Source organism: Streptomyces sp. NPDC018610, from assembly GCF_044391765.1.
Taxonomy (GTDB): Bacteria; Actinomycetota; Actinomycetes; order Streptomycetales; family Streptomycetaceae; genus Streptomyces.
This window is the reverse complement of record NZ_JBISAL010000007.1, coordinates 36,702-57,016: the sequence shown is the minus strand read 5'-3', so window position 1 is coordinate 57,016 and position 20,315 is coordinate 36,702. Positions and strand designations below refer to the sequence as shown.

General features: G+C 74.2%; 19 protein-coding genes. 13 read left to right on the top strand and 6 right to left on the bottom strand.

All coding sequences use genetic code 11. The features are described from left to right. Positions 1–14 precede the first annotated feature (14 nt). The 3 genes from ACH5A8_RS18845 to ACH5A8_RS18835 form a co-directional block, all read right to left on the bottom strand. On the bottom strand, positions 15–497 hold the full coding sequence (locus ACH5A8_RS18845; protein WP_164589549.1) for a succinate dehydrogenase hydrophobic membrane anchor subunit: 483 nt from the start codon (positions 495–497) through the stop codon (positions 15–17). A gap of 5 nt (positions 498–502) precedes the next feature. Continuing rightward, positions 503–883, bottom strand: coding sequence for a succinate dehydrogenase, cytochrome b556 subunit (sdhC, locus tag ACH5A8_RS18840; RefSeq protein ID WP_009190275.1), 381 nt, complete (start codon positions 881–883; stop codon positions 503–505). 180 nt (positions 884–1,063) lie between these two features. Beyond that, positions 1,064–1,678 (bottom strand): 2-oxo-4-hydroxy-4-carboxy-5-ureidoimidazoline decarboxylase, encoded by a 615-nt coding sequence (locus ACH5A8_RS18835; protein WP_399003936.1) that lies wholly within the window; start codon positions 1,676–1,678, stop codon positions 1,064–1,066. Positions 1,679–1,859: 181 nt separating this feature from the next. On the opposite strand from ACH5A8_RS18835, the gene ACH5A8_RS18830 reads away from it, so the two are divergent. The 6 genes from ACH5A8_RS18830 to ACH5A8_RS18805 all read left to right on the top strand — a co-directional run bounded on the left by ACH5A8_RS18830 (position 1,860) and on the right by ACH5A8_RS18805 (position 7,964). Continuing rightward, positions 1,860–3,506, top strand: coding sequence for a glycoside hydrolase family 20 protein (locus ACH5A8_RS18830; RefSeq protein ID WP_399003301.1), 1,647 nt, complete (start codon positions 1,860–1,862; stop codon positions 3,504–3,506). A gap of 265 nt (positions 3,507–3,771) precedes the next feature. Continuing rightward, a complete protein-coding gene (locus ACH5A8_RS18825; RefSeq protein ID WP_399003299.1) occupies positions 3,772–4,371 on the top strand; it encodes a hypothetical protein in 600 nt (199 codons plus the stop codon). A 157-nt stretch (positions 4,372–4,528) separates the two neighbouring features. Further along, entirely contained in the window at positions 4,529–4,924 is a 396-nt protein-coding gene (locus ACH5A8_RS18820) for a hypothetical protein (protein WP_399003297.1), read from the top strand. A 122-nt stretch (positions 4,925–5,046) separates the two neighbouring features. Then, on the top strand, positions 5,047–5,754 hold the full coding sequence (locus tag ACH5A8_RS18815) for an RNA polymerase sigma factor (RefSeq protein WP_399003295.1): 708 nt from the start codon (positions 5,047–5,049) through the stop codon (positions 5,752–5,754). Positions 5,755–6,105: 351 nt separating this feature from the next. Next, a complete protein-coding gene (locus ACH5A8_RS18810; protein ID WP_399003293.1) occupies positions 6,106–6,768 on the top strand; it encodes an RNA polymerase sigma factor in 663 nt (220 codons plus the stop codon). Next, positions 6,768–7,964, top strand: a complete 1,197-nt coding sequence (locus tag ACH5A8_RS18805; RefSeq protein WP_399003292.1) for an extensin — start codon at positions 6,768–6,770, stop codon at positions 7,962–7,964. The genes ACH5A8_RS18810 and ACH5A8_RS18805 overlap by 1 nt, the downstream gene beginning before the upstream one ends. 268 nt (positions 7,965–8,232) lie before the next feature. Here the strand turns inward: ACH5A8_RS18805 and ACH5A8_RS18800 are convergent, their stop codons facing one another. Continuing rightward, positions 8,233–9,126, bottom strand: a complete 894-nt coding sequence (locus tag ACH5A8_RS18800; protein ID WP_399003290.1) for a L,D-transpeptidase family protein — start codon at positions 9,124–9,126, stop codon at positions 8,233–8,235. 191 nt (positions 9,127–9,317) lie between these two features. On the opposite strand from ACH5A8_RS18800, the gene ACH5A8_RS18795 reads away from it, so the two are divergent. The 3 genes from ACH5A8_RS18795 (at position 9,318) to leuE (ending at position 12,299) form a co-directional block, all read left to right on the top strand. Next, positions 9,318–10,898 (top strand): methylmalonyl-CoA mutase, encoded by a 1,581-nt coding sequence (locus ACH5A8_RS18795; protein ID WP_399003288.1) that lies wholly within the window; start codon positions 9,318–9,320, stop codon positions 10,896–10,898. A gap of 92 nt (positions 10,899–10,990) precedes the next feature. Continuing rightward, the gene (locus ACH5A8_RS18790) at positions 10,991–11,569 is read left to right on the top strand and encodes a Uma2 family endonuclease (protein WP_399003286.1); all 579 of its coding nucleotides are present in this window, start codon (positions 10,991–10,993) and stop codon (positions 11,567–11,569) included. A 76-nt stretch (positions 11,570–11,645) separates the two neighbouring features. After that, on the top strand, positions 11,646–12,299 hold the full coding sequence (leuE, locus tag ACH5A8_RS18785) for a leucine efflux protein LeuE (protein WP_399003284.1): 654 nt from the start codon (positions 11,646–11,648) through the stop codon (positions 12,297–12,299). A 28-nt stretch (positions 12,300–12,327) separates the two neighbouring features. Here leuE and ACH5A8_RS18780 read toward each other — a convergent pair whose 3' ends face one another. After that, positions 12,328–13,665: an alpha-2,8-polysialyltransferase family protein gene (locus ACH5A8_RS18780; protein WP_399003282.1), complete on the bottom strand. Its 1,338-nt coding sequence runs from the start codon at positions 13,663–13,665 to the stop codon at positions 12,328–12,330. Then, on the bottom strand, positions 13,662–14,639 hold the full coding sequence (locus ACH5A8_RS18775) for a glycosyltransferase family 2 protein (RefSeq protein WP_399003280.1): 978 nt from the start codon (positions 14,637–14,639) through the stop codon (positions 13,662–13,664). Before ACH5A8_RS18775 ends, ACH5A8_RS18780 begins: the two co-directional genes overlap by 4 nt. 199 nt (positions 14,640–14,838) lie before the next feature. Between ACH5A8_RS18775 and ACH5A8_RS18770 the strand changes: the two genes are divergently transcribed. The 4 genes from ACH5A8_RS18770 (at position 14,839) to ACH5A8_RS18755 (ending at position 20,081) form a co-directional block, all read left to right on the top strand. Then, complete coding sequence (locus ACH5A8_RS18770) at positions 14,839–16,272, top strand: DUF6716 putative glycosyltransferase (RefSeq protein WP_399003278.1); 1,434 nt, start codon at positions 14,839–14,841, stop codon at positions 16,270–16,272. Positions 16,273–16,337: 65 nt separating this feature from the next. Continuing rightward, positions 16,338–17,693 (top strand): cytidylyltransferase domain-containing protein, encoded by a 1,356-nt coding sequence (locus tag ACH5A8_RS18765; RefSeq protein WP_399003276.1) that lies wholly within the window; start codon positions 16,338–16,340, stop codon positions 17,691–17,693. A gap of 11 nt (positions 17,694–17,704) precedes the next feature. Beyond that, positions 17,705–18,655 carry an N-acetylneuraminate synthase family protein gene (locus ACH5A8_RS18760; protein ID WP_399003274.1) on the top strand — a complete coding sequence of 317 codons (951 nt, stop codon included), beginning with the start codon at positions 17,705–17,707 and terminating at the stop codon, positions 18,653–18,655. 61 nt (positions 18,656–18,716) lie between these two features. Next, complete coding sequence (locus ACH5A8_RS18755; RefSeq protein ID WP_399003272.1) at positions 18,717–20,081, top strand: hypothetical protein; 1,365 nt, start codon at positions 18,717–18,719, stop codon at positions 20,079–20,081. Positions 20,082–20,315 lie beyond the last annotated feature (234 nt).

The following is a 20,315-nucleotide window of genomic DNA, read 5'->3' as shown; positions in this document are numbered from 1 at the left end:
CCTCAGCCCCGTGCCTATCGGATGTTCGGGTCGAAGGTGAAGATCACCAGCGTGCCCAGCAGGATGGTCCACACCGTGGCGGTGTAGAGCAGGCCCTTCAGCCACAGCCGCGTGTTGGCGCGCTCCGCGTAGTCGTTGATCACGGTGCGCAGGCCGTTGCAGCCGTGCAGCATGGCCAGCCACAGCATCAGCAGGTCCCAGACCTGCCACCAGGGGGAGGCCCAGCGGCCCGCGACGAAGGCGAATCCGACCTTGGAGACGCCGCCGTCCAGGACGAGCTGGATCAGCAGGTGCCCGATGACCAGGACGACCAGCACGATGCCGGACAGCCGCATGAACAGCCAGCCGTACATCTCGAAGTTGCCCCGGGTCGACTTCGGGGTCTTCTTGGTGCGCTTGCGCGGGGCCTCGATGAACGGCGCCGGGTTGTCCACGGTGTAGACGGAGGCGCCTTCGACCGGGCCGATGCCGGAAGCGGGGGATTCAGTGGTGGACATGCGCGTCAGCTCCCGAAGACGACTCGAGCGGCGTGGCCGAGGACGGGGTAGATGGCCCCGATCATGAGCACGACCCAGACGCCGACGACGGTCCAGAGCATCTGCTTCTGGTAGCGGGCGCCCTTGGCCCAGAAGTCGACGGCGATGACACGAAGGCCGTTGAGCGCGTGGAAGAGGATGGCGGCCACGAGGCCGTACTCCAGGCACGCGACGATCGGGGTCTTGTACGTGGACACGACCTTGTCGTAGTCCTCGGGAGACACGCGGACGAGCGCGGTGTCCAGCACGTGGACGAACAGGAAGAAGAAGATGAGGACGCCGGTGACTCGGTGAGCCACCCAGGACCACATTCCTTCCCGTCCGCGGTACAGCGTTCCAGCCGGCACGGAAGAACCCTCCGGGAGCGGGGACTAGGGCCGCGCCGGCTTCACTGTCGGTCGGGCCCGGCCGGGTACGGTCCACCGGCCCCCAGCATCGTAGCGATGCGCCGCCGCGAGCTTTGCAGGGGGCCTGCCGGTGTGATCAAACTGGCACTCAAACGTGCACGGACGGATTAGCGGCGGCGGCTACCGGACGGGGGCCTTCCGCCGCTCGCCGGGCGCGGGTCCGTCGGGGCCGGTCGCTTCCCCAAGTCCCCGGCTCCGCTCGACCAGCGGGGACCCCTGTCGCGGCCGGGGCGGCGGAGGACACGGTCCCGCGTCCCTCAGCGCCTCGCCCAGCCGCTGCCTGGCGAGGCGGCGGAGTTCGTCCGCCGTCACCACCCGCTCGTCCTCCGGATCGTTCGCCAATCGTGACCGGATCGCGGCCAGGACCCGGTTCAGGGTCTCGTCGGGGGCGACGCCGTCGAGGCAGATGGCGAACGTGTGTCCGAATCTCGCCTCGTAGGCCGCGGCGGCCGCGCTCAGGGCCATGGAGGCGGCCGCGTAGATCGGCGCGGGCAGCGTCGGCAGGTGCTCCCCCGCCAGTGCCTCCGTCAGGTCGTCCGGACCCAGGTCGTACGCCGCCTCGTCGGCCGCCGCCAGCAGGGCGGGGAGGTCCGGGTAGGGGCGGTGGGCGGCGAGGCGGTGGGCCCAGCGGGAGCTGTGCAGGCAGGTCAGGAGGGTGCGGCGGGCCTCGTCGGGCGGGGCGGCGTTGAAGTGCTCCAGGGTCTGCGCGGGCAGCGTGGGTCCTCGGCGTGGGATGCGGGCGCGCCCGGTGCGGGCGTCCCGCGCGGGTCGGCAGGGGGATGTCGTGAGAGCTGTGCGCCTACGTTAGCCGGGTTGATCATCACCTGTTCACCGGGCGCGCGGATTTCACCCGGACGGCCGAGTTTGAGGACGTCCAGTGGACGGATCTCCCGTGCGCAGGCCTTAAGTTGGCCGTGTGAGTCAGCACAGGCGGCGCCGGGCTCCGGCGCGAAGGCCGGGGCGCGGACGCGTGGTGGCCGGCGGGGCGTTCGTGGTCACGGTCGCGCTCGGCGTGGGGCTCGGCGTCCGGGCCTCCGGCGGTGACGGGTCACCCGCGGGATCGGCGCGCAGCGCGTCCGAGGCGCCCTCGGGGGCCTCCTCCCCGGCCTCGGCGAGCCCGAGCCCCACCCGCTCCTACCCCCTGTCGCGGGCGCCGCGGACCATCCCCGCCGTGCGCTCGCACACCGCCGCCCGCGGTCCCGGCTGGCGGCCGGCCCGCGGCGGCCGGGTCGTGGTGACCGACGCCTCCCTGGCCGACGAGGGGCGGCTGACGGCGAGCGAGCTGGGCCTGGACTACGCGGGCGAGCGCGAGGACACCCGGCCCGGGGACGTGCGCCTCACCCTGGGCGGCGGCCGGGCGGGCGCCCCCGAGTCCTACACCATGACCGTGCGCGGCGGCGGCGTGACCATCGCCGGGCCGTCCGACGCGGGTGTCTTCTACGGCACCCGCACCCTGAAGCAGGAGGTGCGCGGCGGCGGGACCGCGCCCGAGGGCGTGGTGAACGACGCGCCGGCCAAACCGCGCCGCGGCTTCATGCTCGACATCGCCCGCAAGCCGTTCTCGGCCGACTGGATCGAGGACCGAATAAGGGAGCTGGGCGACCTCAAGTACAACGAACTGGGGCTGCACTTCTCCGACGACCAGGCCTTCCGCCTCCAGTCCGACACGCACCCCGAGATCGTCTCCCGGGACCACCTCACCAAGGCGCAGGTCAAGCAGATCGTCGACCTGGCCGCGAGCCGGCACGTCACCGTCGTGCCGGAGATCGACTCCCCGGGCCACCTGGGCGCGGTCATCGCCGCCCACCCCGACCTCCAGCTGCGCGACGCGCGGGGCGTGCCGACCAAGGGCGCCGTCGACATCTCCAAGCCCGCGGCGGCCGAGATCGTCGACGACCTCCTCGACGAGTTCGCGGGCGTCTTCCCCGGCGGCTACTGGAACCTGGGCGGCGACGAGTACCAGGCGCTGACCGTGCGCGACCCCGAGGCGTCCTACCCGCAGCTGGCCGCCGCCGCGAAGCAGGCGTACGGCTCGGGCGGCACCGTGGCCGACCTCACCACCGGCTGGCTCGACGACCGCGCCGCCGCCGTCCGCGCGCACGACCGCGCCCCGCGCGCCTGGAACGACGGCTTCTACCGGAGCGCCTCCCACCAGCCGGCCGAGGACATCGAGGTCGCCTACTGGACCGGCAAGGAGATCGGCGCCCGCCGGCCCGCCGTCTACCTGGGCGCCGGCCGCGAGGTGATCAACTACAACGACGAGTTCCTCTACTACGTCCTCGGCGAGCCGCAGACCTTCGTCTACCCGACCGGACAGCGCATCTACGAGCAGTGGACCCCGCGGGTGCTGCGCGGCACCGAGGCGGTCCCCGCCCGGTACGACGCCCAGATCCTGGGCGGCGTCCTCGCGGTGTGGTGCGACCTCGCGAACTCCCAGACCCAGGACCAGGTGGCCGCCGGCATCCGCATGCCGTTGCGGGCGACCGCCCAGAAACTGTGGGACCCGCGGAAGCCGGCCCTGTCCTGGACGGACTTCAGGGCGCTGGCGACCCGACTGGGCTGACGGCGCGCCACGGCCCGCTCCCGACCCGATTCCGACCCGCTCCCGGCGCGCGGCGGCCGAGCGCGCCGTGCGGAAGCGCGCCACCCGCGCCGATCGGCCTGCCGGAGACCGGCGCCGGGCTACGGGACCGGCGGTGGCCGAAATCTTTCTTACGTCTTCACCCTCGACTGCGTGTGACGGTCGTGTGACACTACGGGGCGGCCGCACGCGCGGCAGCGGAAAATGCGGCCTTCGCGAAGGCCGGGGCCCTGGCGGGGAGGCGTACATGAGCCTGGTGGAACTGATCGCGCGGGCCGACGAGCGTGGGCTGGCCGCCAGCGGGCTGGCTTGTTTGGATCGGTGTCTGCCCCTGCTCGGCGGCGACGACGAGGTGCTGCGCCCGCTGTGGGGCGTCCTCGCGGAGGGGACCGGGGAGGGCTGGGCCGAACGTCTGGAGCAGGTGCGCGGCGCACTCGCCGCGGCCGGACCGGAGGAGCCCGCCGAGGACGAGGCCGCGCTGCTGGCCCGCGGGATGCTCGCCACGGCGCCGGCCGCCCGGTCCGCCGGCGGCGTGCGGGAGTGGGCCGACGCCTGCTCGATGGCCTCCCTGCGGATCCACCGCATCCTCGACCCGGCCGAGGCCCCCGTCCCGGCCGGCTCCCTCCCCGACGCCCTGGAACTGGCCCGGGCCGGGGCGGGTCCGGGCGAGGGCGGCCCGGACGGCGTGTCCCCCCTCGTCGCGGCGGAGCTGCGCCGCCAGATCACCGTCCTCGAACTCGTCGCCGGACACGGCGCCGCCGGTCTGCGCCAGGCCCTCGCGGTCTCCACGGAGGGCCGCCGGGTGCTGCGCGCGGTGGTCTCGCGCCGGGCGCGCGGACGGGTGTGACCACGGGGTGAGCGGCCCGGGCCCGTGGACGCCCGGACGATCCTGTGAGCGTCCTGCGGGCATGCTGCGCGGGTCCTGGAAGGGTTGCCGAAACCGCCCGGATCCGTGTGACGCGAAAGGCCCCTGCCGCGCTCACCCCTATGTGACAGCGCAGCAAGTGACGAATCGGCAGCACAACCGGCCGCACGCCGCCACCCGGCCGGCGCGCTGGGCGGCGGACACCGTGGCGGCGATGCGCGAGGGCGCCCGGCTGCGCCTGGACTACTCGGCGCGCAGCCTGTGGCGGGTGGACCGGGTGATCGAGGAGATACGCCGCGAGCGCACGCCGTACGCCGCCGTGGAGAGCGCGCTGCGCGGCTTCGGCGCCTACGCCGGCGAGGTGATCGTCCGCGAGGGCGGCGCCGAGTGGTGGGCGACCGGCGGTGAGCACTGGGTGCGCACCGCGGACGGACGGTTCTGGGATCCCATCGACGAGGCCCGGCGCTGCTTCGGCGGCCACGGGTCGCTGCGGTTGCTGTGCCGGGAGGCCCTGGGCCCGGTGGTGCGGGCCTGAACGGCCGGGGCCGGCGGCAGTGACACTTCCGTCCGCCGCGACGCTGATGACCTTGGGGGCGTGCGCGTGGCCGGTCACCCGGTGCGCGCACACCAGGGACTCGCTACGGACGAGGACGGTACTTGGGCCACGGAGGGGAAGCCCGCCGCGCGCAGGCGTACGACGCCGAACTGGGCGCGGCCGTCGCGCGGGCCCAGGAGGGCGACGAGGACGCCTTCGCGGTCGCCTACCGGCTGGTGCAGCCCGGCCTGCTCGCCTACCTGCGCTCCCTCGTCGGCGACGACGCCGAGGACGTGGCCGCCGACGCCTGGCTGGAGATCGCCCGGGACCTGGACCGGTTCCGGGGCGACGGGGCGGGTTTCCGCGGCTGGACGGCGACCATCGCCCGGCACCGTGCGCTGGACCATCTGCGCCGGCGGCGGGCCCGGCCCCGGGGGACCGCGCTGGAGCCGGACGTGCTGGACCTGCCCGCCCCGGACAGCACCCATGACCAGGCCATGGAGGCCATCGGCACGGAGCGCGCGCTCGCCCTCGTCCGCCGGCTGCCCCGCGACCAGGCCGAGGCCGTGCTGCTGAGGGTCGTCGTCGGCCTCGACGGACCGTCCGCCGCGCGCGTCCTCGGCAAGCGGCCGGGCGCCGTCCGCACCGCCGCCCACCGGGGTCTGAGACGGCTGGCCGGACAGCTGGTGCCGCAACAGGCGCGGGCGGGCCGGGACGGGAGCGCCGGGCGCCCGGGCGACGGCCGGGGGGAGACCGGGGAGGGCCGCGGCCGGTCCGCCGCCGAGGGAGAGGGCGAGGGCGTGAGCGGGGGCGGGGGCGGGGACGAGTAGTCCCGGCCGGGCGTGGGGACCGAGGCGACGGCCGGGGCCGCCACCCCCCACAGGAGAGGCCCCGGCCGTCGCGCGGCACGGGTCGCGCGGCGGCCCGTATCTCCTACAGCGTCAGGTGTGCGTTTTCCGTCACACCGCACCCCGGAATCAGTTAGTTGCACGTTGTACTGTCATGGACGGATGACGGTTTCAGGTCGTAACGTGCGTATCGCGCCGAGGCACGGCGGGCATACGGCCATCGCGACCATCTGCGGCCGCGAACACCGCAACCATCCAACGAGGAACCACGACGGCGAGAAGCCGGTCCGCGCGAGCGGCGCCGGTCCAGGCGCAAGGAAAGGGCACCACGGGGTGCTGGGGGACGACGCGGAGCTGACCGCCGCGGTGCTCGCGGCACAGGACGGGGACGAGACCGCGTTCCGGACTGTGTACCGCGCCGTGCACCCGCGGCTGCTCGGATACATACGCACGCTGGTCGGCGACCCGGACGCCGAGGACGTGGCCTCCGAGTCGTGGCTGCAGATCGCCCGCGACCTGCCGCGTTTCAGCGGGGACGCCGACCGGTTCCGCGGCTGGGCCGCCCGGATAGCCCGCAACCGCGCCCTCGACCACATACGGATGCGGGGCCGCCGCCCGGCCATCGGCGGCGACGAAACGGAACTCACCGGCAAGGCCGCCGAAAGCGACACGGCGGGCGAGGCCATCGAGTCCCTGGCCACCGACCGCACCCTCTCGCTGATCGCCCGGCTGCCCCAGGACCAGGCCGAGGCCGTCGTGTTGCGCGTGGTCGTGGGGCTGGACGCCAAGACCGCCGCTCAGACGCTGGGCAAACGGCCGGGCGCCGTCCGTACGGCGGCGCACCGGGGCCTGAAACGGCTCGCGGAACTGCTCGGCGACGATCCGGAATGCGTCGCCGCGCTCGACGCGGTGCCCCCGCCGAGGCAACCGCGGGGCCGCTCGGTGACGTCCGCCGGTGTGACGCATATGCGCGCCCGGACGCAGAGGGACATGTGATGGCCGACGAGCAGTACCGATGGCTGGACCGCGACACGGCGGAGCGACTGCTGCGCGGGGAGTCACCGGACACCGTCGACGCGACCGCCCGTCACCAGGCGGAACGGCTCGCCCGAGCGCTGAACGCCCTGGCCGCCGAGCCCTACGGTGAGGACCGTGCCGAGGCCTCGCGGGACGCCGGCGGGCTGCCCGGCGAGGCGGCCGCGCTGGCCGCCTTCCGCAAGGCCGCCGCCGAGCGGGCCGACGCCCGGACCGCACGCCTGGACCCCTACCCCGCCTCCGCTCCGGCCGACGCCGGTGTCGTGCGCATCCAGGCGCGCCCGCGGCCGGGGGCCGCCGGGCGCGTCCGGCGCCTGGGCTGGGGCCGCCCCGTGCACCTCGCGCTGTCCGCGGCGCTGGCCGCCGGCGCGGTGGGCGGAGTCGCCGCGGCGGCCACGACGGGTGTGCTGCCGACACCGTTCGGCGGCGACGACCCGGCGCCCGCGGCCTCCGTCTCCGCCCGGCCCACGCCCGGCCGTCCGGCCGCCACGCTCTCCTCGGGCGGCCGCCAGGGCGACGGGCGGGGCACGCCCACGCCCGGCGGCACGACCGCGGGCGCCTTTGGCGGCGGCCGTGACGACACCGCCCGTGACGGCGCCGCCGCCCCCGGCGGCGTACCCGCCGCCGGGACCGAGGGCGACGGGCGGGACGGCGGGCCCGGTGGTCGTCGCGGCCGGCTGACCCTGTCCTGCCGCGACCTGCGCGACGGCAAGGGACTGGACGCCCTGCGCCGACGCGCCCTGGACGGGGCGGCCGGCGGGGCCGCGCGCGTGGGGACGTACTGCGACGGGATCCTCAAGGCGCTGGAGAGCCGCGGCTCCGGCCGCGGCGGCGACGGCGGCCAGGGCGCGGACGGCGGCGGCGACCGCGACGGGCGCGGCGGCGGCCGCGGCGGACACGGAGGCGACAAGGACGGCAAGGGCGGCAAGGGCGACGACGACGGCCACCCCCGAGGGGGTCTCCCGGGCGGCGGCCCGCCCCGGACGGACATCGTCCCGGCCCCGTCCCTCGGCCTCCCGCTCCCGAAGCGGGCGACGGTCACACCCCCGGCCACACCCCAGGCCGCGCCCCCGGCCACACCCCAGGCCGCGCCCCCGGTCACACCTCCGGCCACACCCTCCGCGCCGGACCCGGATCCCGCGGACGGCGCCCCCTGATCGGGGAGCCCTTCCCGGTGTGTCGAGATCCCGGCGCGCGACCCCGCTGACCTGCGGTTTTCCCTACCGCAAAAATTCCTTCGCGCGAGGTGTGACGTTTTTGGCGGCCGCGGCGCAGTAATGAGTGAGCCGACTGGTCATCGGCCCTCGCACAGAGCCGGGGTTCCCCCCGTACCCACGGCTCGTGCACCCGGCGCGGGCGGGACACGTTCCCCCGGTCCCGCCCGCGCCCCGAACCCTCTCCCCGCCCCCCTTCGGGCGCCGGCCGTCACCAGTACACGACGACCTTGTCGCCCACCTTCACCTGCGCGAACACCTGAGCGATCGCCGCCTCGTCGCGTACGTTGACGCAGCCGTGCGAGCCGCCCGCGTAACCGCGGGCCGCGAAGTCGGAGGAGTAGTGCACGGCCTGCCCGCCGCTGAAGAACATCGCGTACGGCATCGCGGTGTGGTAGATCGTCGACACGTGGTGGCGTGACTTCCAGTAGATCTGGAAGACGCCCTCGCGGGTGGGTGTGTACTGCGTGCCGAAACGCACCGCCATCGTCGACAGGGTCCGCCCGCCGACCATCCAGCGCAGCGTCCGGCTGGTCTTGTCGATGCACAGCACCCGGCCGGTCAGACAGCGCGCGTCCGGCGCGCCGGCCGGCTGCCCGCCCGTCGGATACAGCTCCCAGGTGCCCGGTTCCCGCGTCATGCCCACCAGCCGCTGCCAGGTGACGGTGTCCGTCCGGCCCGTCGGCGGCAGGCCCCGCTTGCCCTGGAACCCCCTGACCGCCTGCTCCGTCAGCGCGCCGTACGTCCCGGTCGGCGCGCCGGACAGCCAGGCGATCTGCCGCAGCCGGGCCTGGAGTTCACGGACGGCACGGCCGCTGTCGCCGCGCGACCACAGGACCCGCGCGGGCGGCCCGGACGCGGTGGTCCGGTGCGCGGCCGATCCCGTGGCCGTCCCCTTGCCCTGCCCGGGCCGGTCGTCGCCGCCGAAGCGCCCGCCGGACGGGGTCCGCGCCCCCGTCGGCGAACCGTACCGCCCGCCGGAACCCGCGCCCGCGCTGCTTCCCGCGCCCGCTCCCGTGTCCCGCACCTCGCAGCCGGACACCGCCAGCAGCGCCAGCACCGCGGCCGCCGCGGCGCCCGCCCTCCCCACGCACCCCATGCGCATACCGCCCCCGCCGTCTCCTCGGCGCCCGGCGTCCGTCCGCCGCGCCCGCCGCCGTCCCGGTCGTACACCGGATACCTCCCCACACGTGACCGGCGGCGAACCACGGGGCATGGTGGGAATGGGAGAGAGTCGGGCGGCGGCCGGTGAGCGAGCGCCGGAGCAGCGAGCGACCAGGAACGCGGAGGCACACCATGGCGCGCGAGTCGGAGTCCGGGCTGACCGTCGAGCCGGTCTACGGACCGGACGCCCTGAAGGACTGGGACCCCGCCGAGAGGCTCGGGGAGCCCGGCGCGTACCCCTTCACCCGCGGCGTGTACCCGACGATGTACACCGGGCGCCCGTGGACCATGCGCCAGTACGCCGGCTTCGGGACGGCCGCCGAGTCCAACGCCCGCTACCGGCAGCTCATCGCCCACGGCACCACGGGCCTGTCCGTCGCCTTCGACCTGCCCACCCAGATGGGGTACGACTCCGACGCCCCGATCGCGCACGGCGAGGTCGGCAAGGTCGGCGTGGCCGTCGACTCGATCGACGACATGCGGGTCCTGTTCGGCGGCATCCCGCTGGGCGAGGTCTCCACGTCCATGACGATCAACGCCCCCGCCGCGCTGCTGCTCCTGCTGTACCAGCTGGTGGCCGAGGAGCAGGGCGTCCCGGCGGACCGGCTCACCGGCACCGTCCAGAACGACGTGCTCAAGGAGTACATCGCGCGCGGGACGTACATCTTCCCGCCCAAGCCGTCGCTGCGGCTGACCGCGGACATCTTCCAGTACTGCCGGGCCGAGATCCCGAGGTGGAACACCATCTCCATCTCCGGCTACCACATGGCGGAGGCCGGCGCCTCGCCCGCGCAGGAGATCGCGTTCACACTCGCCGACGGCGTCGAGTACGTCCGCACGGCGGTCGCGGCCGGCATGGACGTCGACGACTTCGCGCCCCGCCTGTCCTTCTTCTTCGTCGCCCGCACCACGCTCCTGGAGGAGGTCGCCAAGTTCCGCGCGGCCCGCAGGATCTGGGCCAGGGTCATGAAGGAGGAGTTCGGGGCGAAGAACCCCAAGTCGATGATGCTGCGCTTCCACACGCAGACGGCGGGCGTGCAGCTGACCGCCCAGCAGCCGGAGGTGAACCTGGTCCGCGTCGCCGTCCAGGGTCTGGCCGCCGTGCTCGGCGGCACCCAGTCGCTGCACACCAACTCCTTCGACGAGGCGATCGCGCTGCCGACCGACAAGAGCGCCCGCCTCGCCCTGCGCACCCAGCAGGTCCTCGCCCACGAGACGGACGTGACGGCCACGGTCGACCCCTTCGCCGGCTCCTACGCCGTCGAGACGATGACCGACGACATGGAGGCCGCCATTGTGGAGCTGATGCGGAAGGTCGAGGACCTCGGCGGCGCGGTCGCGGCGATCGAGCGCGGCTTCCAGAAGGGCGAGATCGAGCGCAGCGCCTACCGCGTCGCCCAGGAGACCGACTCCGGCGAGCGGGTCGTCGTCGGCGTCAACCGCTTCCGGCTCGACGAGGAGGAGCCGTACGAGCCGCTGCGCGTCGACCCCGCGATCGAGGCCCGGCAGGCCGAACGCCTGGCCGCCCTGCGCGCCGGGCGCGACCAGCCGGCGGTCGACGCCGCCCTGGCCGCCCTGAAGAAGGCCGCCGGGGGCGATGACAACGTCCTGTATCCGATGAAGGAGGCCCTGCGCGCCCGCGCCACGGTGGGCGAGGTGTGCGGGGCGCTGCGCGAGGTGTGGGGGAGTTACGTTCCCTCGGACGCCTTCTGAGCTGCGGTTATCTCTCGTACGGGTGATCGGGGGCGAGGAATCTCCGCCGCCGGTTACTCTCGTGGAGAGTGGGCCCCGAAGAGGAGGACGCCATGGCCGTACTGCAGCAGGAGCTGACCCTGGGCGAGGCTGCTGATCAGCTTGCCCGTGCACTGCCTGGCCACCGCGTGGAGATTCTCCAGGGGAGGCTCACTGTGACACCGCCGCCGGATGGTTCGCATCAGCTGGCGCTGACCAAGCTCGGCAGGGTTTTCGACCGGGCCGGGATCGTCGAGGCAGGGTACGAATACGTCCAAGGCGTCGGACTGTGGCTGCCCCTGCTGCCGGAAGACTTCGCGATCCCGGACTTCTCGGTCGTGGAGGAGGACTTCCGCGACGCCCACGTCACCAAGAACTACTACGCGCCGCACGTCTTCCGTCTGGTCGTGGAGATCACGTCCTCCAACTGGGCCGACGACCTCGGTCCCAAGGTGGAGTGCTACGCGCAGGCCGGCATCCCGGTCTACCTCGTCGCCGACCGCAAGCACGACGAGGTCCTCCTCTACACCGACCCGGCCGACGGCGCGTATCCCGCCCCCGAGCGCTTCAAGCGCGGCCAGTTCGTGCCCGTACCGGAGTCCGTCGGCGTCTCACTGGACCTCTCTGTCGACACCCTCCTCGACGGCGGCTGACCCGCCGGCCCCGCACCCCGTCTCGCCTCGCGAAACCCCTCCCCGAGTGTCGTACTCGCGTGCGACACTCCCTGCCATGTTCGGCGTCATCGATCTCCCCACCTACCTGGCGGGCCTCGTCCTCATCGTCCTGCTCCCCGGCCCCAACTCGCTCTACGTGCTGTCCGTGGCCGCACGGCGCGGAGTGCGGGCCGGATACACCGCCGCGGCCGGCGTCTGGTGCGGTGACACCGTGCTGATGACGCTGTCGGCGGCCGGGGTCGCCTCCCTGCTCAAGGCGAACGACGTGCTGTTCGGCATCGTGAAGTACGCCGGCGCCGGATATCTGACCTGGCTCGCCGTCGGCATGATGCGGGCCGCCTGGTCGATGTGGCGCACCCGGCGGGAGAAGACCCTGGAGGAGACCGCCACCGCCCCCTCGGCCACCGACGAGCGGCCCTACCGCCGCGCCTTCGTCGTCAGCCTGTTCAACCCCAAGGCGATCCTGTTCTTCGTGGCCTTCTTCGTGCAGTTCGTCGACCCCGGCTACGCCTATCCGGCCCTGTCCTTCGTCGTCCTCGGCGCCTTCGCGCAGCTCGCCAGCTTCCTCTACCTCAGCGCCCTGATCTTCGGCGGCACCAAGCTCTCCGCCGCCTTCCGCCGCCGCAAGCGCCTGTCGGCGTGGGCGACCTCGGCGGCGGGAGCGCTCTTCCTCGGGTTCGCGGTCAAACTGTCGCTGGCGAGCGCGTAGCGGACGCCGGGGCGCGACGACGCCGGCGTCAGCGGCCCGCCGCGCGCCCCAGGGAGCGGGCGCGGCGCGCCATCCGCCGCACCGCCGCGTTGCGCGGTATGAACGCCAGCTGCACCGGAATGCCGCCGGGAAGCGCCAGCGAGGTGAGCCGGCGGCGCTTGAAGTAGCGGCGGGTGTGCGCGTCGAGGTGCGCGGCCAGATACCGTTCGGCGGTCGCGCGCAGGTCCGGACGGATCTTCGGCTGCATCGCGAACGACACCGCCTCGACCAGCTCGGCCAGCGCCCCGACGTCCACGCCCTGCCGCTGCCCGGCCACCGCCTCGCGGTCGTCCAGGTCGGGCAGCAGCGCGTCCACGATCGTCACGGGCACGCGGTTGCTGTTCTCGTAGGGCGTCAGCCGCTCCAGCAGCGCGCCGGTCCCGGTGCGGGCGACCGGCAGCCCGTACAGCGCCGACGCGGTGAGCAGCGCGGTGGAGAAGCAGCCGGCGACCAGCGCCGGACGCGTGCGCTGGTACAGCACCTCGGCGAGGACCGGCACGTCGAGCACCGTCAGTTCGGCGCCCAGCGTCTCCGCCTCCTTCTCCAGCGACCGCGACCAGCGGGCCGGCGCGGAGGGGTGCGGCTTGAACACCACCCGGGTGTGGCCCAGCCGGACCGCGCCCCGCAGCATCCGCACGTGCAGTTCCTCCTCCTCCTCGGCGGTGAGGATGCCGAGCGCGGAGAGGTACTGCCCCAGCAGCAGCGCGGGTTCCTCCGGCAGCGCGGGCAGTTCGGGCGCCGCGTCGCCGAGTTCGCCCAGCACCTTCAAGAAGGCGTCCGTGGGGACGAGTTCCGGCTCGACGCCGAACTCGGTGAGCAGCACCGGCTTCAGACCCGGCACCAGGTCCAGGTGCAGCAGGCGGTCGATGCGGGTGCCGACCAGCGGGTCGATCTTGTTGCGGGTGGGGCCGTAGCTCATCAGGCCGTCGGCGTAGACGGTGACGGGGGCCCCGGTGAAGATCTGGCAGACCGCGAGCGCCGGGTTGACCTGGATCGACTCGACGGCCAGCTCGACGTCGTCCTCGCCCAGCCGCCACAGCAGCCGCAGATACCGCTCCCACAGCGGCACGTCGTCCGGACGCGGCGCCCAGCCGCCCGGGTGGAAGGGGGAGATGGTCTCGTTCCACGACAGCACGTCGTCGAAGCGGTCCCGCAGCCGCTCGAAGCCCGGCAGCTCGTCCAGCGGCGCCGTGGTCTCGGGCGTCGCCACGTTGTTGCAGACGAGCAGGATCCGCCGGTCGGCGGCGCCGAAGCGGTCGGAGTCGAGGGCGGCGGCGAGGGTGGCCGCGCCGTACAGCGTCGACGCGAGGAAGATCTGCGTGCTCACGCGGCGGCCCCCGTCGCTGCCGGGCGACGGCGCAGCCGGCGCAGCCGGCTCGCCCGCTGGAGGTCCATGGAGTCCAGCGCCGCGTCCAGGACGTCCTGCGGCATGCGCCGCAGCGCGCCCGCGCTGAGCGACTTCAGCTTCCGTGCCACCGCCGGTTCGAACCTCTCGATGGAGCCCAGGTGATGGGAGATGATCGCGCAGTACGTGCGGACCGCCTTGGGCAGCAGCCGGTCCGCCTCCCGGTCCTCGGCCGTCTCCTGGACGACCTGGTCGAAGGCGCGGATGAAGTCGAGCTGGCGCACGTCGCCGATCTGCGTCAGCGAGGAGGCGACCCCGCGCCGGTAGTGCACGCCGAGCAGCCCCACCACGGCGAAGGACTCCGCCTGCCGGTGCAGCCGCCAGATCCACGGCCGGTCCTCGGCGGTGCGCAGACCGTCGGTGAAGTGCAGCAGGCCCCGGTCGACGAGGCGGCGGTGGTAGATCCCGGCCCAGGCGTAGGGGTAGTCGACGGAGGTGGAGCGGTCGGCGGGCAGTATCGCCGAGCGCGGGTCCAGCACCACCGAGCGCCGTCCGTGCGGCACCCGGTGGACTGTGCGCGCCTGGCCGGTGCACTGCACATGGTCGGTGCGCACGAAGTCGCAGCCCAGTTCCTCGGCCGCCGCCAGGAGCCGCGGGTAGTAGCCGGGCGCGAGCCAGTCGTCGCCGTCCAGGAACGTCAGGTACTCGCCGCGCGCCCGGTCGATCCCGGTGTTGCGCGCGGTCGCCAGTCCTCCGTTCCTCTCGTGTCGGACGCACACCGCACCCGGCAGCTCGCGTTCCGCGCGCGCGAGAATGTCCGGGGTCTCGTCGCGCGAACAGTCGTCGACGAGAATGAATTCGAAGTCGTCGCGCGCGTTCGCACGCAGACTTCTCAAGGTGTCGGGTGCGTATTGCTGCACGTTGTAGAACGGCACGATGACGGAGAGCTTGACCACACGGGTGACGTTAGGGCGCGGCCCCCGCCTGCGTCTTTACCCGCGGTTTGACCTTGGGTGAACGACGCGTGGCGATGCCGTGAACCAGGCCTCCGAGCCGGCCTTCCCGAGCCCGATTCGCCGTACGGCGGTGTGCTGTTAACCGTTTGTTGCCGCCCGGTTGGGCGGGACCTAGAAATGCCTTCCTACGGTCTTCGACGTGCCAGCAAGAACGAAGAAGACCCGGCGGGTCGCCGTTCTCGCGGATTCCGACACCCGGTGGAAATGGGGCGCGCTCACCGCGTCCCGCATCGTTTCCGCCCAGCCGCACGGTCCGGGCGACACGGCCGGACCGTCCGCACCGGGTGAACCGGGCCTCCGCCTCGACGGCTACCTCCTGCGGGGCCGAGCCACCCCCACCGCCCGCCAGCTGACGGAGGTCGGCGTCCGCGCCGACTCGCTGCGCGAGGTGACCGCCGTCGAGTTCCTGCGCGCCATGGACGCCGACGCCGGCGGCGAGGAGCCGTACGACGTCCTGGTCCTCGCCCTCGTGGGCGGCGGCACGCAGGCGGTGCTGCACGGGCTGAAGCGGGTGTGGCAGGGCCGCGAGCGACGCCCCGTCGTCGTCACCGGCTACGTCGGCGTGGTCTACGAGAAGCTCGCCGACGGGCTGCTGCTGCGGCACGGCGCCGACCTCGTCCTCGCCAACTCCCGCCACGACGCGGACCGGTTCCGGGCCGTGTACGAAGGGGTGGGCGCCGACGCCTCGGCGGTCACCGAGGTGGCGCTGCCGTTCCTCGGCGGCACGCCCTACGCCGGGCCGAACGACCCGTACACGGTGGTGTTCGCCGCGCAGCCCTCGGTTCCGGCCGGCCGCGCCGACCGCGCCTACCTGCTGGACCGGCTGATCCGGCACGCCCGGCTGCACCCCGAGCGCGAGGTGCTGCTCAAGCTGCGCTCCCGGCCCGGCGAACACACCACCCACATCGAGGAACTGCCCTACCAGAAGCTGGCGCAGAAGACGGAGCTGCCGCCCAACCTCCGCCTGGTCTACGGCCACATGGGCACGGTCCTGGACCGCGCGGACCTGCTGGTGACGGTCAGCTCCACGGCCGCGCTGGAGGCGCTGCACCGCCGGATCCCCACCGCCGTCCTCACCGACCTCGGCGTGCGCGAGGCGCTCGGCAACCACCACTTCACCGGCTCCGGCTGCCTCGCCTCCTGGGAGCGGCTGGACGCCGGACACCGCCCGGTGCCCGACGAGGAGTGGCTGGCCCGGCAGGGCGTGGCCGCGGTCGGCCCCGTCCGGGGCGCCCCCGACGGCGCCCCGTCCGCCGGTCCCGCCGCCGGCGGGGGAGAGGCGTACGCCACCGCCTTCGACGCGGCCCGCGAACGCGTCGCGAGGCTGCTCGCGGCGCCCGGCGGGCTGCCGCCCCTCGACCCGTACTACACGGCCGCGACAGCGCCCGGCTACCTGCCCGGCATCCTCGCCCGCCACCACCTCGGCCCCGACGGCGCCCCGCTGCCGGGCGCCCCGGACGCCGGCCGCGAGCCCGGCCCGGTCCGGCAGATCGTGCGCCGGGCCGCCCGCGGCGCCTACCGGCACGGCGTCCAGCGCGTCGCCCCCGTCATCCGGCGCATGGGCGAGCTGTGACCCGCCCCCCGGCCCCGCGACGCGCCGCGAACCGCCCCCCGGCCCCACGACAAGGAGCAGGCCCCATGCCCCACCCGGAACCCAGCAGCCCGCGACCTCGCCACCCGGAGGAGGGCCTGCCGGAGGAGGGCGCCGCGGAGGCCGGCCGAGGCACCACCGTGCGGCGGGTGCTCGCCGTGATCCCCGCGCGCGGCGGCTCCAAGGGCGTGCCCGCCAAGAACCTGGCCCCCGTCGGCGGTGTGCCGCTGGTCGTCAGGGCGGTGCGCGAGTGCCGCGCCACCCGGCACGTGACGGACGTCGTGGTCTCCACCGACGACGCCGCCATCGCCGCCGCGGCCCGCGAGGCCGGCGCCGAGGTGGTGCAGCGCCCGGCGGCGATAGCCGGCGACACGGCGACCTCCGAGGCGGCCGTGCTGCACGCCCTGGACACCCACGAGGCGCTGCACGGCGCCCGCGTGGACGTCGTGCTGCTGGTCCAGTGCACCAGCCCGTTCCTCGCCCGCGAGGACGTCGACGGGGTGGCCGGCGCGATCGTCGAGAACGGCGCGGACACCGCCGTGACCGTCGCCCCCTTCCAAGGCTTCGTCTGGCGCGACGCCGAGGACGAGTCCGCGGCGGGCGGCGTCCCCAAGGCCGCCGCGGCGTCCGGCGGCGGCTACGGCGTCAACCACGACAAGTCCGTCCGCCCCCGCCGCCAGGACCGCCCCCAGGACCTGCTGGAGACCGGCGCCGCCTACGCGATGACCGCCGCCGGCTTCCGCGCGCACCGCCACCGCTTCTTCGGCCGCACCGAACTCGTGCGCACCGACCCGGCCCGCGTGCTGGAGATCGACGACCCGCACGACCTGGCCCGCGCCCGCGCCCTCGCCCCGCTCCTCGACACCGGACGGCGCGGCGCCCTGCCCTCCCTCGCCGACGTCGACGCCGTCGTCCTCGACTTCGACGGCACCCAGACCGACGACCGGGTGCTGATCGACTCCGACGGACGCGAGCTCGTCTCCGTCCACCGCGGCGACGGCCTCGGCATCGCTGCCCTGCGCAGAAGCGGCCTGCCGCTGCTGATCCTGTCCACGGAGCAGAACCCGGTCGTCGCCGCCCGCGCCCGCAAGCTGCGGCTGCCCGTGCTGCACGGCATCGACCACAAGGACCTCGCGCTCAAGCAGTGGTGCGAGGAACAGGGCATCGCGCCCGAACGCGTGCTCTACGTCGGCAACGACGTCAACGACCTGCCCTGCTTCGCCCTCGTCGGCTGGCCCGTGGCCGTCGCCGACGCCCACGACGCCGTACGCGGCGCCGCCCGAGCCGTCACCACCGTCCCCGGCGGCCACGGCGCCGTCCGGGAGATCGCCGGCTGGCTCCTCGGCCCCTCGCTGACCCCCGCCGGCCCCCGCTCCGTCCCCGAACCCCTCACCAGCAAGTAAGGACCCCCGCCATGAGCACCACCACGCACACCGACTCCCGCATCCGCACCCTCGGCGCCCGCGAGGCCGGCCCCGGCCGCCCCGTCTACATCACCGGCGAGATCGGCATCAACCACAACGGCGACGTCGACAACGCCCTCAAGCTCATCGACGTGGCCGCCGAGGCCGGCTGCGACGCCGTGAAGTTCCAGAAGCGCACCCCCGAGATCTGCACCCCGCGCGACCAGTGGGACATCGAGCGCGACACCCCCTGGGGCCGGATGACCTACATCGACTACCGCCACCGCGTGGAGTTCGGCGAGGACGAGTACCGCCGGATCGACGAGCACTGCAGGGAGAAGGGCATCGCCTGGTTCGCCTCCCCGTGGGACACCGAGGCCGTCGCCTTCCTGGAGAAGTTCGACGTGCCCGCCCACAAGGTGGCCTCCGCCTCCCTCACCGACGACGAGCTGCTGCGCGCGCTGCGCGCCACCGGCCGCACGGTCATCCTCTCCACCGGCATGTCCACCCCGAGGCAGATCCGCCACGCGGTGGAGGTGCTCGGCAGCGACAACATCCTGCTCTGCCACGCCACGTCGACGTACCCGGCGAAGGCCGACGAGCTGAACCTGCGGGTGATCAACACGCTGGAGAAGGAGTACCCGAACGTCCCGATCGGCTACTCCGGCCACGAGACCGGCCTGCAGACCACGCTGGCCGCCGTCGCGCTCGGCGCGGTCTTCGTCGAGCGGCACATCACCCTGGACCGCGCGATGTGGGGCTCCGACCAGGCCGCCTCCGTCGAGCCGCAGGGCCTCAGCCGCCTCGTCCGCGACATCCGCACCATCGAGGCCTCCCTCGGCGACGGAGTGAAGAAGGTCTACGACTCCGAGCTCGGTCCGATGAAGAAGCTGCGCCGCGTCACCGGGGTCGTCGCCGAGGCGGAGATCGCCGCCGCGGCGGGCGAGCCGGTCGCGGTCTGAGACCGGTCCGGCCCGTCCGCCGGTCCCCCCACGCCCCTTACGACGGAACGGTCGTGCGCCGATGAGCCCCCACACCCTCGCCTTCGTCGAGAGCCCCGTCCAGCTCCTCAACGTCCTGGAGTGGGCCCACGCCCAGGGCATGACGCGCGACCCGCGGGGGCCCCGGGAACCGTCCGGCCCGATGCCCCCGTACGCCTCGCCCGCCCCGCGGGACTCCGACGTCCCCACAACCACCGGCATCGCCGGTGCGCCCGGGGCCGCCGTGACCGGGGGCGGGGGCCCGCCGGCGGGCCGCCTGATCCCGGCCCAGCCGCGCCGCCGGCCGGCCGCCCCGGCGGCGGTCGCGGCCGGGAGTGGCCAGGGCGCCGGGGCGGGCCAGGGCGCCGGGCCCGGCCCGCGCATCACCCTCGTCGTGCTGTCCCCGACCGACCCGATGACCCGCGGACAGCTGCGGCGGATGGCCGAACTGGCCCGGGAGGAGGGGCACGAGGTCCGCTGGGAGGAGGCGCGGGGCGGCGCCGGCGCGCCGTTCCGCACCGTCGGCGGACTGCGCCGGCTGCTGCGGCGGGCGGAGCGCGTGGTCATGGGGGACCCGTTCTCCCGCTACGTGCAGCTGCTGCTGACCATCACCAAGGCCCCAGACCTGGTGGTCGTCGACGACGGCACGGCCACCATGGAGTTCGTCGCCCAGCTGGCCCGAGGCGAACGACTGGTGCGCTGGCACCGCAAGGGCGGCCGGCCGGGCCCGAGGGACCTGCTGTTCGCCCCGGTGTCGGCCGCCGCCCGCCGCCGGCTGACCCCCGACCCGGACAGCGGCGACCACCGGGTGGAGGTCTTCTCCGCCATGCCGGTCGACGACGTCCCGGACGGTGTCCGCGTCAGCGCGAACGACTTCGCCTGGACCCGAGCCCGCTTCGGGCCGCCCCGCCTCACCTCCGGCGCCGACCTGGTCGGCACCTCGCTCGTCGAGACGGGCGTGGTGGACGGCGAGCACTACCTCGACGCCGTACGCGCCCTCGCCCAGGCGCACGGCGCGACCCGCTACTTCGCCCACCGCCGCGAGAGCACGGACAAGCTGCACCGGCTGGCCGTCGAGACGGGCCTGGAGGTGGTCCGCCCCGACCTGCCGCTGGAGCTGATCGCCCGGCGTGGCCCGATCGGCCGTACGGTCCTCAGTTTCCCGTCCACGGTCGTGCACACCCTGCCCCGGGCCCTGGCCGGCACCCCGGTGCGCGTCGCCGTCTGCGACATCGACCCGGACTGGCTGACCGCGCACGCCTCGCCGCGCGCCCAGGGTTTCCTGTCCGGGGTGACGGGCACGGCCCGTGACGTGCATCGCATCGCCCGGACGGGCGGCCCGGCCGATCGGCCCGTTCCCCAGGGAGCAGCCAGGTCAGCGGGTGCGCCGGGGCAGTCCGACAGGTGAACATTTCGGGCGTGCTCCCGGTGAAGCGTGGTATGCGTGGAGGAGAGAACAGTGGGGCGAGTGCCAAGGACGTGGCGGATGCGTCACTCCCGGGGATCCCGTGATCCGCTCGGCCGGCAAAGGCGGGCGAGTGTACCCGGCCCAGTAGACAGTCATGCGTCCGCGGCCGGTCCTTCTTCCCCTGACGGACTGAACTTTTGCTGATCGAGGGTCAGTTGACCGCCCCGGCGTCAT

Coding starts and splice junctions, on each gene's coding strand:
- ACH5A8_RS18805 (WP_399003292.1), top strand. CDS start 6,768: ATGGCCGACGAGCAGTACCGATGGCTGGACCGCGACACGGCGGAGCGA.
- ACH5A8_RS18845 (WP_164589549.1), bottom strand. CDS start 497: ATGTCCACCACTGAATCCCCCGCTTCCGGCATCGGCCCGGTCGAAGGC.
- ACH5A8_RS18795 (WP_399003288.1), top strand. CDS start 9,318: ATGGCGCGCGAGTCGGAGTCCGGGCTGACCGTCGAGCCGGTCTACGGA.
- ACH5A8_RS18765 (WP_399003276.1), top strand. CDS start 16,338: ATGCCCCACCCGGAACCCAGCAGCCCGCGACCTCGCCACCCGGAGGAG.
- ACH5A8_RS18800 (WP_399003290.1), bottom strand. CDS start 9,126: ATGCGCATGGGGTGCGTGGGGAGGGCGGGCGCCGCGGCGGCCGCGGTG.
- leuE (WP_399003284.1), top strand. CDS start 11,646: ATGTTCGGCGTCATCGATCTCCCCACCTACCTGGCGGGCCTCGTCCTC.
- ACH5A8_RS18760 (WP_399003274.1), top strand. CDS start 17,705: ATGAGCACCACCACGCACACCGACTCCCGCATCCGCACCCTCGGCGCC.
- ACH5A8_RS18790 (WP_399003286.1), top strand. CDS start 10,991: ATGGCCGTACTGCAGCAGGAGCTGACCCTGGGCGAGGCTGCTGATCAG.
- ACH5A8_RS18755 (WP_399003272.1), top strand. CDS start 18,717: ATGAGCCCCCACACCCTCGCCTTCGTCGAGAGCCCCGTCCAGCTCCTC.
- ACH5A8_RS18825 (WP_399003299.1), top strand. CDS start 3,772: ATGAGCCTGGTGGAACTGATCGCGCGGGCCGACGAGCGTGGGCTGGCC.